This window comes from Microbacterium sp. PRF11, assembly GCF_031844085.1.
GTDB lineage: Bacteria > Actinomycetota > Actinomycetes > Actinomycetales > Microbacteriaceae > Microbacterium.
This window is the reverse complement of sequence record NZ_JAUZUP010000001.1, coordinates 1146595-1161230: the sequence shown is the minus strand read 5'-3', so window position 1 is coordinate 1161230 and position 14636 is coordinate 1146595. Positions and strand designations below refer to the sequence as shown.

The 14636-nt window shown below is 68.0% G+C and carries 6 protein-coding genes; 4 read left to right on the top strand and 2 right to left on the bottom strand.

The genetic code is table 11. From position 1 onward, the window contains the following. Nucleotides 1-24: 24 nt before the first annotated feature. Nucleotides 25-1548 carry a helix-turn-helix transcriptional regulator gene (locus Q9R20_RS05470; protein ID WP_311248348.1) on the bottom strand — a complete coding sequence of 508 codons (1524 nt, stop codon included), beginning with the start codon at nucleotides 1546-1548 and terminating at the stop codon, nucleotides 25-27. A 94-nt stretch (nucleotides 1549-1642) separates the two neighbouring features. Here Q9R20_RS05470 and Q9R20_RS05465 point away from each other — a divergent pair, with 94 nt between their 5' ends. Then, a complete protein-coding gene (locus Q9R20_RS05465; protein ID WP_311248347.1) occupies nucleotides 1643-2455 on the top strand; it encodes a hypothetical protein in 813 nt (270 codons plus the stop codon). 169 nt (nucleotides 2456-2624) lie between these two features. Here Q9R20_RS05465 and Q9R20_RS05460 read toward each other — a convergent pair whose 3' ends face one another. Then, the gene (locus Q9R20_RS05460) at nucleotides 2625-4139 is read right to left on the bottom strand and encodes a LuxR C-terminal-related transcriptional regulator (protein WP_311248346.1); all 1515 of its coding nucleotides are present in this window, start codon (nucleotides 4137-4139) and stop codon (nucleotides 2625-2627) included. A 625-nt stretch (nucleotides 4140-4764) separates the two neighbouring features. On the opposite strand from Q9R20_RS05460, the gene Q9R20_RS05455 reads away from it, so the two are divergent. The 3 genes from Q9R20_RS05455 to Q9R20_RS05445 all read left to right on the top strand — a co-directional run bounded on the left by Q9R20_RS05455 (nucleotide 4765) and on the right by Q9R20_RS05445 (nucleotide 14589). Further along, the gene (locus Q9R20_RS05455) at nucleotides 4765-7221 is read left to right on the top strand and encodes a hypothetical protein (protein ID WP_311248345.1); all 2457 of its coding nucleotides are present in this window, start codon (nucleotides 4765-4767) and stop codon (nucleotides 7219-7221) included. Nucleotides 7222-7399: 178 nt separating this feature from the next. Continuing rightward, nucleotides 7400-7966, top strand: a complete 567-nt coding sequence (locus tag Q9R20_RS05450; RefSeq protein ID WP_311248344.1) for a hypothetical protein — start codon at nucleotides 7400-7402, stop codon at nucleotides 7964-7966. Nucleotides 7967-8220: 254 nt separating this feature from the next. Then, a complete protein-coding gene (locus Q9R20_RS05445; RefSeq protein WP_311248343.1) occupies nucleotides 8221-14589 on the top strand; it encodes a hypothetical protein in 6369 nt (2122 codons plus the stop codon). The last annotated feature ends 47 nt before the right edge of the window (nucleotides 14590-14636 follow it).

The window sequence follows — 14636 nt, the reverse complement described above, 5'->3', positions numbered from 1 at the left end:
CCGCCTCCCGGAAAGCGGGTGGGATCACGCGAGTCGTGCGATCCCACCCGCTTCGGCGTTCGTCCCGGACGTGCTCATGCTCCCCGACAGGCGCAGCGCCTCCTCGCGGGAGTGGGCGCCGAGCTTGCGGTAGAGCGCCCGCACGTGCGACTTCGCCGTGTTGACCGAGACGTGCAGGGCGGCCGCGACGTCGCCGAGCGTGTCGTGCACTGCGAGCGCGTCGAGCACCTGGCGTTCGCGCCGCGTGAGCTGCGCGTTCTCGCGGTACACCCACGGGCTGGGCGCCTCCGCCGCGACGGGCAGGAGCGCGCGCAGTGCGGGCGTGGCCTCGATCAGCGCCCAGGTCGCGCCGTGGTGCGAGACGATCGACATCGCCTGCTGCAGTGCCGGGGCGGAGAGCGATCCGGATGCCGCCAGCTCCGCCGCCGCGGCGAGGACGACGCCGGAGGGTGTCAGCCGCGCCGGGACGGAGGAACGCATCGGTTCCTCGCGGCGGAGGAGAGCGAGGGCCCGGTCGGGACGGCCGAGCAGGAGGGCGTGGCGGGCGCGGGGGAGGAGCAGCGCGGGGTCCTCCTCGCGCAGTCCCGGGGTTGCGAGCACGTCCTCCGCCGCGCGCAGGTCGTCGACGCCGTGATACAGGCTGACGAGGTCGCCGCGCAGCACCGCGCCGGGAGCGGAGGTCGGGCAGAACAGTGCGGCCTGGGTGACGAGCGCGCCGGTGAGACGGTGGATCATCTCGCAGGCCGTCCCGTCGACGAGCGCCGCGCGGGCCCGGATGTGCAGCTCGATCCACGACAGCGCCTCCCCCGTCGCCGAGCGGTCGATGGTGCTCAGCGCCGACCGGGCGCCCGCCAGGTCGAGCGCGTTCAGGGCGACGAGCGCCCGCGCGAACGCCCCGGCCCGCGCGCCTCGGCGCGTCGGTGGTCCGGGCTCGCTGTCCAGAACGGTCCGCGTTTCCGCGAAGCGATCGGCGAGGGCGTGTGCCAGGGCGAGGTGCTCTGCGGCATCCCTCGCCGCGGGATGGTCGTCGGTGCGTCCGGCCCAGTGCAGCGCCTCCGCGAAGAAGAGCGCTGCGGCGTCCACGTCGCCGACCAGCAGCTTCACCGTCCCACAGCGGATCGCCGCCGAGGGCACGGCATCGGCCATCGCGAGCGCGCGCGGCGAGCGAAAGGATGCCAGGACTCGGTCGCTCAGGTTCGACGCCTCCTCGTACCACCCGTGCGCGAGCAGGTCCCGCAGTCGGGCGTCCTCGAGCAGCAGCACGTCCCGCGGATGCGGTGCCGGCTGCGCTTCCACCCAGGCGCGGAACCGGCCGCGGGTGTTCGCGTCGACGAGGTCGTGGGGGCGCCGGGCGGCGTTGAAGAGTGCGCGCCACATCTCGTGGCGCGGGTGCTGCTGATACCAGTCGGCGGGAGCCGCGGCGAACAGGTCCTCGAGCAGATCCGGCGCCGCGATGAGGCATCGGAAGAAGTGGTCGTCGAGGGTCTCGGCGATGTCGTTCCACGATCCGCGGGTGAGATCGCGAGTGAGTCGTAGGATGACCGGCATAGTGCTCCTTCGGGAAGGGGAGCGCACCCGTGATCGGGTGGCGAGCGACGGGCGAGTCGTCTCGATGGGATTCCGTGGCGCGGAAAGGGGGCGCGTGGACGAAGAACTGCGCGCGCTGGGATGGCAGAACCTCGGTGACACCCGGGGGCTCCGGATGGAGGGCGTCGGGTCGTTCGACAACTACGTGGGGCGGTTATGGTCGCCGACGGGGACGTACCGCGGTGTGTCTTCGCCCGGCGGGATGTACGTGCTTCTCGGCGTGGAGGGCGGCGCCGACGTCTCGTACGGGGGCGAGACGCTCGACCTTCAGCCGGACCATCTGGTGTTCCTCGATTCCGAGGCCGAGATCGACGTGCAGCTCACGGCCGCGACGGCCCGCTACTTGTGGAAGCTCCGCCCGACCGCTCTGGCGAACCCGCTCGTGCGTGAGCGCATGGGCGAGCCGATCCCGGTCGCGCGCGACGCCTGGCAGGTCGTGGCCGCGCTGACGAACAGCGCCCTCAAGGCACCGCCGGGAGTCGCGCAATCGCCCTACCTGCTGCGAGCCTCGGAACTGCTCCTGGCCGCCCTGTTCGAAGAGAGCGACGGGGTGGCCCGGGTGAAGACCTCGACGCGGCCCGACCAGGTTTTCGGCGAGGCGATCGCCGTGATCGAGGCCACGTTCCGCACCGTCGACACGAGGCCGGCGACGGTGGCATCCGACGTCTGCGTGTCGGAGCGGACGCTGCGCCGCGCCTTCACACTGATGGGCACCACGCCGCGGCGCGAGATCGAGTTTCGACGCACGCGCGAGCTGCGCGCCCTGCTCGAGACCCACGGCACCACGACCGCCTTCGCGACGCTGTGCGAGATGTCCGGTTTCGCCAGCGCGCGTCTGGGACGCGAAGCGCTGCGCCGCGTCGACTGACGCGGCTGGCGCGGGGCGGGGCGGTCGGGCCACGGGGACTCCTCCGGACGGTGTCCTTTCGTTTTACGGCTCGGCGCGATCCGGCCATTCGAATTCGCCCGGATGCGGCCGGAACCCGTCGCGTCGGTGGCCGGTTCCCGTTATCCGGCCGTCCGGCCCCGGCCGCGGCTCACAACTGCCCGAGCCACAGCACCTCCTCGCGACTGTGCGCGCCGAGCTTGCGGTAGAGCGCGCGCACGTGCGTCTTGGCCGTGTTCGGGGAGACGTGCAGCGCAGCCGCGACGTCGTTGATCGTTGCGTGCGCGTGCAGCGCCGCGAGCACCTCGCGCTCGCGCGGGGTGAGCTTCGCGCGGTCGCGGTACGACCACGGTTCGGGGATCGCGGCGGAGTCGAGCGATGTCAGCGGCAGGATGCGCTCGCGCAGCCCCCGCGACGCATGGGTGAGCGCGCTGTACGCACCGTGGTGGTTGACGGCGGTGGCGGCGAGCTGCAGCGTGGTGGGCGAGACGTCTCCGGATGCCGCGAGCTCGGCCGTCGCGTAGAGCACGGCGCCCGTGGGGAGGTGGCGTGAGGGCGTGGTCTCGGGGCGCGTGTGCTCGTTCTGGCGCAGGAGCGACAGCGCCTGCTTGGGCTTTCCGCGAAGAAGCGCCTGCCGCGCCAGGGGGATGACCAGGCTGCCCGGCCTGTCGAGCAGGCCCGCCGAGCCGAGGACGCTGTCGGCGGCGCGAAGATCGTCGACCGATTGGTACAGCCCCGCGAGGTCGGCGCGCAGCACCGACCCGGCGATCGTCTCGGGCGAGGTGCGGTTCGACCCGGTCGCGAGCAGCGTGTTGATGCGGTGGATGAGGTCCCACTGCCCTCCGCGCATGAGCGCCACGCGGGTGCGGGCGTGCATGGCCACCCAGCCGAGGTCGCCCTCGACGATCGCGTCGTCGATGTGCTGGAGCTGTTCGGCGGCGGCATCCACGTCGAGGGCGGCGGTGCTGATGAGCACGCGCGCCAGGATGCCGGCCGGCTCGTAGTGATACTGCAGGGTGCCGGGGCGGCGGAGGGCCGGAGTCTCGGGCGAGAGCAGCGCGACCGCGTCGGTGTAGCGCTCCTCGAGCGCGTGGACGAGCGCGAGATGCTCGCGGGCGTAGGGGGCGAGCGGGTGCTCCTCGGTGAGCGTGCCCCAGCGGACCGCGTCGGCGAAGCACTCGGCCGCGGCCGTGAGGTTTGCCGCGAGCAGCTTCGCGAGACCGCACCGCAGCAGCACGGACGGCATGACGTCGCCGAGCCCCTGCGGGCACTGCGGCCCGGTGCGGATGGTGTGGAGGATGCCGTCGACCAGGCGTGACGCGTTCTGGTACCAGCCGTGGGCGAGCAGCTCGCGCAGCTCGGCCTGCTGCACGCCGAGCACATCGCGGGCGGCGGGAGTCGGCTGGCTTTCGACCCAGCGCCGGAACGCCGTGACGCTGTCACGGCTCAGCACCATCCCCGGCCGGCCGACCGCGGCGGCGATCGCCGCCGACATCGCGTGCCGCGGATGCGCGTCGAACCACTCCTCTGGAAGGGCGTCGAAGACCCGGTTGAGCAGGGCGGGCTCCGTGGCGAGGTAGCGGTAGAAGTTGGCATTGAGGAGTTCGTCGACACTCTCCCACTCTTCGTGGTCGAGCGCGTGCTGGAGGGCGCGCGTGCGGTGCATCGGTACTCCTCGGATCGGATTCCTCGCCGCGTCGGGCGCGCGGACGAGGAAGCTGGTCATCAGTCATTCGATGCCGGGGTGGACGCGAAGCGAAAACGCCACACGCAATATCACCCGAAACATCACCCGCTGAGACGCTCGCGGCGGGAGGGAGGGGTGCCCGTTCGCTGCATCGGGACGATGCGTCGCTCGCGAGCTCCGCGCGCTCGCCGCTGCGGCTCTCGACCAGCCAGATGCGCGAACGCCTCGGATATGACGCGAGGGGTGAGCATTCGGGTGAGGCCGTCTCGTTTTGGCGGTCGTGCCCCGTGCTGGCCGCACCGTTCGGCGCGCTCGGATGGGATGCCAATTGCCCCGCGGACAGCGCCGGATACCCGCCGCGATGCCTGCGGAAGGGGGTGAGGCGACTGGGTGAGACAGCGAATGACTTTGGAGGTGAGATTCCCGAATCGGCTCGTCGTGGTGGCATGCCTGCGTGTTTCGTGGCTCTGGCAACCGTCTCAGACGGGCTGCGGGGGTCCCCCCGGATCCCTGCTCATCTCTGCACGTTCGACAGCAAGAAGGAGCCCTCGTGCGTCCCACTTCCGCGCGCCGACAAGACGGCGCATTACCCAGAAAGAGAGCGTTGCTCTCGAGCCTGCTCGCCTTCGGCCTCGTCGCGGCGACGCTGTCGGCGGGGCTGGTCACCGCGTCGTCACCGGCCTTGGCGGCCCCGGGGAACCCGGGGAGCCCGTCGGACCCGAACGTCTTGTACAACGAGACGTTCGAGAACGGAATGGGCACTGACCCGGTCCTTCTCACGAACTACACCGGAGCCAGGGGCACGCAGTACACCGCAGACCAGGCGTGGCTGGAGAACTGCAATGGCGCGATCGTGGAGTGGGACAGCCCCGACTCGGCGATCGACGGTTCCGCGATCAACAGATGCCGGCCGAATACGTCCGGCCAGAATCCGGAGTATTCGTACGGACAGCTCCGCCAGTTCGCCTACGCGCTCGGTGAGTACACCGGTACCAACCCGAACACCAATCACGTGGTGGCTGCGTACACGGCGGGCGATCCCGGAGCCAATCGGACCGAGATCCAGACGGTGAACACGATCCCATTGAATGCGTCGGGTCGCTACGTCTCCTTCAGCGTCGATACGGCGGCCGTGAACTGCGGCGTCTCCGCGCCGGCTTACAATTTCTACCTCGTGCAGTCGGATGGCACTCAGGTCTTCGCCGGTTCTGCCAATGCGTGTACATCCGGCAAAACGGTCGCCGTCCCCGCGAAGGGTGCAGCGAGCGCGCAGAGCGCGGTCAGCGTCGGAACATACACATCCGACGGTGCCGTGCGTGTCACCGGAGATTCCGTCGGCCTCATCATGCGCAACTCGAACGGCAGCGGCAACGGTAACGATGCGGCCTTCGACAACCTGAAGATCCTCGACGTCACGCCGCAGATGGACAAGTCGTTCAGCCCCGCGCTCCAGCGCACGGGCGATGTCTCGACGCTGACGTTCACGGTGACGAACACCAGCGAGCTCGGCGCGAAGAGCGGGTGGGGGTTCACCGACAATCTGCCCGACGGGCTCGTGCTCGCCAACGGCAACGTGGGCGGCACGTGTGACGCGGTCACCTCGGCGCCTGCCGGTGGACGCACCATCCGCGTCGCCGACGGCAACCTCTCCAAGGGAGAATCGTCCTGCACCATTACCGTCGAGGTCACCTCGACGCAGGCGGGCACGTACGACAACTGTCCGACGACCAACGTCACGACGAACGGTCTCAATCAGCCCGACTGCGCGCGCATCGAATTCAGTGACCCGACCTTCACGACCTCCAAGACGGTCGACAAGGAATTCGCGCGCCCGGGCGACGTCGTCACGTACACCATCACGGTGAAGAACACGGGGCGCGTTCCGTACAGCGAACAGCGCCCGGCTTCGCTGACAGACGACCTTTCGAAGGTCCTCGATGACGCCACCTACAACGACGACGCCTCGAACGGGGCCGTCGTGTCCGGTGACACCCTCTCGTGGTCGGGTGCGTTGGCGGTCGACGAAACAAGGACGATCACGTACTCGGTTACGGTCGCCGATCCCGACAAGGGCGACAAGGTGCTCGACAACGTTGTGACGCCGAAGGGGGACGGAGGCACCTGCGATCCCGAGGGCGAATGCAAGACGTCGACGCCGGTGCAGTCGTACAAGGTCGAGAAGACGTCCGACAAGTCGACGGTTTCCCCCGGCGACAAGGTGACGTACACGATCACCGTCACTAACACCGGCAAGGTCGCCTATTCCGAGAAGGAGCCGGCGTCGTTCACCGACGACCTCTCGAAGGTCACCGACGACGCGACGTACAACAACGACGCCACCAACGGTGCGACCGTCTCGGGCAACACCCTGTCGTGGGCGGGAACACTCGCCATCGGCGAGACCAAGACCATCGTCTACTCGGTCACGGTCAACAAGCCCGATACGGGTGACAAGGTGCTCGAGAACGCCGTCGTACTGACGGGCCCCGGGCCCACCCCGCCGCCGCCGCCGATCATCACCAAGGTCGGCACGTACACCGTCGAGAAGGCCGTCGACAAGACGACCGCCAAGTCGGGCGACAAGGTGACGTACACGGTCACGGTGAAGAACACCGGACAGACGGACTACACGACCGATGAGCCCGCGTCCTTCACCGACGATCTGTCGAAGGTCACCGACGACGCGACGTACAACAGGGACGCCACGAACGGCGCGACGGTCGACGGCAACACGCTCTCGTGGTCGGGTGCCCTGGCGAAGGGGGAGACGAAGACCATCGTCTACTCCTTCACCATCAATACCCCCGACCTCGGCGACCGCGTGCTGCACAACGTGGTGACTCCGACGGGACCCGGTGGCGACTGCGGCGGCGTCTGCGAGACGACCACGAAGAACACCACCCCGCCGCCGGGCCCGCTGGCCGCGACCGGCGGAATGATCCTCGCCACCGCTCCCGCGTGGCCGTGGATCGGGCTGGGAGCGCTCGGACTCGCTGTGCTGATCGCTCTCGGTGTGGCCAGGGTGCGCCGCGTCCACCTGGACGACGGCTCGGAGGGCTGACGCCGACAGGGTGGGAGCGGCCGACGGTCGCTCCCACTCCACCCCCTCCCTCGTTTGACCTCAGCCCCCGGACGAGGGACGGTGCCGCCGCGTGCGAACCGGCGGCACCAGGCGGGGCCGGTCGCGCCAGACCGGCCCCGCATTCACGATGACGACTTCTGCCTTCGAGGAATGACGAGTGACGACAGAGGCCCATCCCGTGGCGACGTCCCGGACAGCCCCGCCGTGGCGGGTGCGGAGGCTCGCCTCCGCCCGGTTCTCGGACCACCGGGAAGACTTCCGCGAGGCGACCATGAATGACATCCCAGCCGAACCGCCCGAGCGGCGCGCTCCTCGATCCCACGACGCGCCCGTTCCGCCCGCGGATGAGCTGCATCCCGCTGTCCGGGCCGTTCTGCTGGCCGCGACCCGGGAATCGGCCACGGCCCGCGGCGCGCAGCGACGGGAGGCCTTCCGCACCGCGCGCTTCCTGCTTGCGGGATGCCGACTTCTCGGTCAACCGAGGTCGTCGATCGCCGAGCTTCTCGGGGTGCGGATCGACACCATTTCGTCTCGGAGCAGTGTCGAGGGCGACATCCACGTCGGGACGTTCGCCCGCTTGGCCGGCGTAGACGTCGCCGTGGTCGAAGAGTGGCGACATCGTGGCGACCTTCCAGCTCCCACCTCCGACCTGTCAGGACGGGTCGTCTACCCGGCTGCCGACCTGCTGGCCGCTCTTATTCGGAATCACGGGCAGCGGTGGTGACACCGCTCTGCGGCGGCTCGTGCACCGGAGGTCACAGCGGACGAGAAAGCGGGTGATGTTTGGGGTGATATTCGCGAATTGGCTCGTTGCTGCGCAGTGACGCGGTGTTTTCTGGCTCTCGCACCCGTCCTAGACGGTTCGCGGGGGTTCTACCCGGCCCTCGGTCATCACTGCTTGTCCTGACAGCAAAAGGAGCCCCCGTGCGCCCATTTACTCCGCGCCGCCCAGACGGCGCGCCCCCCAAGAAAAGGGTCGTGCTCTCGACCCTGCTCGCCTTCGGGCTCGTCGCAGCATCCCTGTCGGCGAGCCTGGTCAGCCCGCCGGCGGCGAGCGCAGCGCAGTCGCCATCGGAGGTGTGGGTCACCGGCTCTCGAGGATCCGCCGCGAATGGCGGGACGGCGCAGGCGAGCTTCGGCAACGTGAACTCGGTCAATGTCAGAGCGTCGGGGAACGGCGGCTCGGCTCCTCAGGTTTTCGCCGGGGACCTTACCGCTACAGGCGCCAACGCGTTCTGGTCGCCCGATGCGCCGCAGGGAACACCCGGGTTCACCCAGCAGGTGGGCAGTGGCCAAACCTGGACATCGCAGGTGACCTTCGCGAAACCGGTCATCGCGCCGAAGGTTCACATGGTGAATGTCGACGCCAGCGCCATACGCATCTACGGCAACAACACCGCGGGCGCCCCGATCTCGGTCACGCGTGTCTCCGGCAACAACATCTTCACCATCAACGGAAACGGCGTCATCAATGCCGATCGCCGCGTGGCCGCGAACAACGGCTGCCAGAACAACGACGGATCCAACCCGTCGGGCGCCTGCGGATCCGTCTCCCTCGGGTCCGGCGTCATCAAGACGTTCGAGATGTACAACGAAGGCGCCTTCAACGGCGACGGGTGGGCGTGGACGATGTCCTACCCGACTGCCCCGCTGACGAAGCAGTTCTCCCCGAACCAGATCGAGCCCGGCCAGACGAGCACGCTGACCTTCACGATCGCGAACCCCGCGAACGAAGCGCAGCCGACACTCACGCCGCTCGACTTCACCGACAACCTGCCCAGCGGCGTCACGCTCAAGGACACCGCGACGACGAACAACGGTCAGTGCGGATCGCCGACCTATTCGGGTCTCGCCGCCGGGGGATCGACGATCCAGGCGGGGAACATCACGGTCGCCGCCGGGGCGACGTGTCAGATCACGGTCAACGTGACCGCGACCACTCCCGGCACCTACGTCAACGACAACTCGAACCTGTCCACCTCCGTCGCGAACCTCATCCCTAACGCCAACACGTCGTTGAAGGTCGCTCCTCGCTCCTACACGGTTTCCAAGACGTCGGACAAGGCGACGGCGAAGCAGGGCGACAACGTGACCTACACCGTCACCGTGAAGAACACCGGCGGTCTTGATTACACCTCGGCGAACCCGGCGTCGTTCACCGACGACCTCTCCGCGGTGCTCGATGACGCGACGTATAACAACGACGCATCGAATGGCGCGACGGTTTCCGGGAACACTCTGTCGTGGTCCGGTCCGCTTGCGGCCGGGCAGACGCAGACAATCACATATTCGGTGAAGGTGAACAACCCCGACAACGGCGACAAGGTTCTCACCAACAAGGTCACACCCACCGGACAGAACGGGTCCTGCGACCCCAACGGCACCTGCGCCACCTCGACCCCCGTGCAGTCCTACACGATCGAGAAGAGCGTGGACCGCACCAAGGTCATCCCCGGGCAGAAGGTCACCTACACGGTGAAGCTGACCAACACAGGCAAGGTCGACTACACGGCGCAGAATCCGGCCGCGTTCACCGATGACCTCTCGGCCGTGACCGACGACGCGACCTACAACAACGACGCCACCAACGGCGCCGTTGTGAACGGCAACACCCTGTCGTGGTCGGGCGCGCTGGCGCAGGGTGCGACGCAGACCATCACGTACTCGTTCACCGTCAACGACCCCGACACGGGAGATCAGCAGCTGACCAACGCGGTCACGCCGAACGACCCGTCCGCGTGTCAGGGCAAGTGCACGACGACGGTTCCGAACGAGGGCTACACGGTCGCCAAGAGCGTCGACAAGACCTCCGCGCGTCCGGGCGACAAAGTGACCTACACGGTCACGGTGCGCAACACCGGCAAGGTCGCCTTCACGGCGCAGAACCCGGCGTCGTTCACCGACGATCTGTCGAAGGTTACCGACGACGCGACGTACAACAACGACGCCACCAACGGTGCGACCGTCTCGGGCAACACGTTGTCGTGGTCGGGAGCGCTCGCCATCGGTGAGACCAAGACGATCGTCTACTCGTTCACCGTGAACACGCCCGACACGGGCGACAAGAAGCTCGACAACGCCGTGACCCCGACCAACCCCGCGGGCGACTGCGTGGGGTCGTGCACCACGTCGACTCCGGTGCAGACGTACGACGTCGAGAAGACCGGTGACAAGACCGTGGCCAACCCCGGCGACGTCGTCACCTACACGGTCACCGTGAAAAACACGGGCAACGTCGCGTACACCGACCAGGAGCCGGCGTCGTTCACCGACGACCTGTCGAAGGTCACCGACGACGCGACGTACAACAACGACGCAACCAACGGCGCGACCGTCTCGGGCAACACGCTGTCGTGGGCGGGAACGCTCGCCATCGGGGAGACGAAGACCATCGTCTACTCCGTCACGGTGAACACCCCCGACACCGGCGACAAGGTGCTGACCAACTCCGTGGTCCCCACCGGCCCCGGACCCGACGACCCCACACCGAAGACCTTCACCACGGACGTGCAGACCTACAAGGTCGAGAAGGCGGCCGACAAGTCTCCGGTCAACCCGGGCGACACGGTCACGTACACGATCACCGTCACCAACACGGGAGAGGCGGACTACACCGCCGACAAGCCGGCATCCTTCACCGATGACCTGTCCAAGGTGACCGACGACGCGACCTACAACAACGACGCCACCAACGGCGCCGTGGTCGACGGGAACACCCTGTCGTGGTCGGGCGCCCTGGCGAAGGGCGAGTCGAAGACCATCGTGTACTCGTTCACCGTCAACACCCCCGACACGGGTGACAAGGTGCTCGAGAACGCGGTCGTCCCCGACGGCCCCGGCAACGAGGGCACGCCGCCGCCGACCGTGGTCCCGGTGCAGACGTACAAGACTGAGAAGACGGCCGACAAGGCGACCGCCAACCCCGGCGACACGGTCACGTACACGATCACCGTGACCAATACCGGTGAGGCGGACTACACCGCCGAGAAGCCGGCATCCTTCACCGACGACCTGTCGAAGGTGACCGATGACGCGACCTACAACAACGACGCCACCAACGGCGCCGTGGTGAACGGCGACACGCTGTCGTGGTCGGGCGCCCTGGCCAAGGGCGAGTCGAAGACCATCACCTACTCGGTCACGGTCAACAAGCCCGACACGGGCGACAAGGTGCTCGAGAACGCGGTCGTCCCCGACGGCCCCGGCAACGAGGGCACGCCGCCGCCGACCGTGGTCCCGGTGCAGACGTACAAGGCCGAGAAGACCGCCGACAAGTCGTCGGTGACGCCGGGCGACACGGTCACGTACACGATCACCGTCACCAACACCGGAGAGGCGGACTACACCGCCGACAAGCCGGCATCCTTCACCGATGACCTGTCCAAGGTCACCGACGACGCGACCTACAACAACGACGCCACCAACGGCGCCGTCGTGAACGGCGACACGCTGTCGTGGTCGGGCGCCCTGGCCAAGGGCGAGTCGAAGACCATCGTTTACTCGGTCACGGTCAACAGCCCGGACACGGGTGACAAGGTGCTCGAGAATGCGGTCGTCCCCGACGGCCCCGGCAACGAGGGCACGCCGCCTCCCACGGTCATCCCCGTGCAGTCGTACTCGGTCGCGAAGACCGTCGACAAGGCCACGGTGAACCCGGGCGACACGGTGACGTACACGATCACCGTGACCAACACCGGTGAAGAGGCGTACACCGCCGACAAGCCGGCCACGCTCACCGACGACCTGTCGAAGGTGACCGACGACGCGACCTACAACAACGACGCCACCAACGGCGCCGTGGTCGACGGGAACACGCTGTCGTGGTCGGGCGCACTCGCGAAGGGCGAGACGAAGACCATCGTCTACTCCTTCACGGTGAACACCCCCGACACGGGCGACAAGGTCCTGGCGAACGCGGTCGTGCCCACCGGCCCCGGTAACGACGGCACGCCGCCGCCCACCGAGACGAAGGTGCAGACCTACGACGTCCAGAAGACCGGTGACAAGACGGTCGCCAACCCCGGCGAGGTCGTGACGTACACGATCACAGTAAAGAACACGGACCAGGCGGCCTACACCGCCGACAAGCCGGCATCCTTCACCGACGACCTGTCGAAGGTCACCGACGACGCGACCTACAACAACGACGCCACCAACGGCGCCGTGATTGACGGGAACACCCTGTCGTGGTCGGGAACGCTCGCCGTCGGGGAGACGAAGACCATCGTCTACTCCGTCACGGTCAACAACCCCGACACCGGCGACAAGGTGCTCGCGAACACCGTGGTCCCCACCGGCCCTGGCCCCGACGACCCCACGCCGAAGACGTTCACCACCAAGGTGCAGACGTACAAGGTGGAGAAGTCGGCCGACAAGTCCCCGGTCAACCCGGGCGACAAGATCACGTACACGATCACCGTCACCAACACGGGCCAGGCCGACTACACCGCGGAGGACCCGGCATCCTTCACCGACGACCTGTCGAAGGTGACCGATGACGCGACCTACAACAACGACGCCACCAACGGCGCCGTGGTCGACGGCAACACCCTGTCGTGGTCGGGAACGCTTCCCGTCGGGTCGACCAAGACGATCGTCTACTCGTTCACCGTCAACACCCCCGACACGGGCGACAAGGTTCTCGAGAACGCGGTCGTGCCCACCGGCCCCGGCAACGAGGGCACGCCCCCGCCGAACGTCGTTCCGGTCCAGTCGTACGACGTTCAGAAGACCGGCGACAAGACGGAGGTGAACCCCGGCGACGTCGTGACCTACACGATCACGGTCAAGAACACCGGCCAGGCCGCCTACACCGCCGACAAGCCGGCCTCGTTCACCGACGACCTGTCGAAGGTGACCGACGACGCGACGTACAACGGCGACGCCACCAACGGCGCCGTGGTCGACGGGAACACCCTGTCGTGGTCGGGCGAGCTCGCGGTCGGGGAGACGAAGACCATCGTCTACTCGTTCACGGTGAACAACCCCGACACGGGCGACAAGGTGCTGACCAACGCGGTCGTCCCCACCGCTCCGGGACCGGAGGACCCCACGCCGAAGACGTTCACCAGCAAGGTGCAGACGTACAAGGTCGACAAGACGGCTGACAAGGCCGCCGTGGGCGCCGGTGACACGGTGACGTACACGATCACCGTGACCAACACGGGCGAGGTGGACTACACCGCCGACAAGCCGGCGTCGTTCACCGACGACCTGTCGAAGGTCACCGACGACGCGACGTACAACAACGACGCCACCAACGGCGCCGTGATTGACGGGAACACCCTGTCGTGGTCGGGAACGCTCGCCGTCGGGGAGACGAAGACCATCGTCTATTCCGTCACGGTGAACAACCCCGACACCGGCGACAAGGTGCTCGAGAACGCGGTCGTCCCCACCGGCCCTGGCCCGGAGAAGCCGCCGAAGCCCGTCGTCATCCCGGTGCTGTCGTACACGGTCGACAAGACCGGCGACAAGACGGAGGTCAATCCGGGCGACGTCGTGACGTACACCGTCACCGTCACGAACACCGGCGAGGGTGCGTACACGGAGGAGGCCCCGGCATCCTTCACTGACGACCTCTCCAAGGTGACCGACGACGCGACCTACAACGGCGACGCCACCAACGGCGCCACCGTCGACGGCAACACGCTGTCGTGGTCGGGACCGCTCGCGGTGGGGGAGACGAAGACGATCTCGTACTCCGTCACGGTGAACACCCCCGACCAGGGCGACAAGGTGCTCGAGAACGCGGTCGTGCCCACCGGGCCCGGAAAGCAGGTGACTCCGCCGCCGCCGTTCGTCACCAAGGTCGGCACCTACACGGTGGAGAAGGCCGTCGACAAGACGCTGGCGAAGCCGGGCGACCGGGTGACCTACACGATCACCGTGAAGAACACCGGCCAGGTCGACTACACCGCGGACAAGCCGGCGTCGTTCACCGATGACCTCTCCAAGGTCACCGACGACGCCAGCTACAACGGCGACGCCACCGACGGCGCCGTGGTCGACGGCAACACCCTGTCGTGGAAGGGCGCGCTCGCCGTCGGGGAGACGAAGACCATCGTCTACTCCTTCACGGTGAACTCCCCCGACCGCGGTGACAAGGTGCTCACCAACGCGGTCGCCCCGACCGGCCCCGGCGGCGGTTGCGGCGGCGTCTGCGAGACGACCACCAACACCACCCCGCCCCCGGCCGGCCCCGCAGCCGCGACCGGCGGAACGATCCTCGACTCCGCTCCGGCGTGGCCCTGGATCGGTCTGGGAGCGATCGGGTTCGCCGTCCTGATCGCGTTGGGAATCACCCGCGTCCGCCGCGCCCGCCTGGACGCGACCGACGAGGACTGATCCCGACACGGGTGGGAGCAGCCCCGACAACTGCTCCCACCCGCACT

Bases quoted from the DNA above. Each gene is read 5' to 3' on its own strand.
- Q9R20_RS05470 (WP_311248348.1), bottom strand. From the start codon at position 1,548: ATGCCGGTCATCCTACGACTCACTCGCGATCTCACCCGCGGATCGTGG.
- Q9R20_RS05460 (WP_311248346.1), bottom strand. From the start codon at position 4,139: ATGCACCGCACGCGCGCCCTCCAGCACGCGCTCGACCACGAAGAGTGG.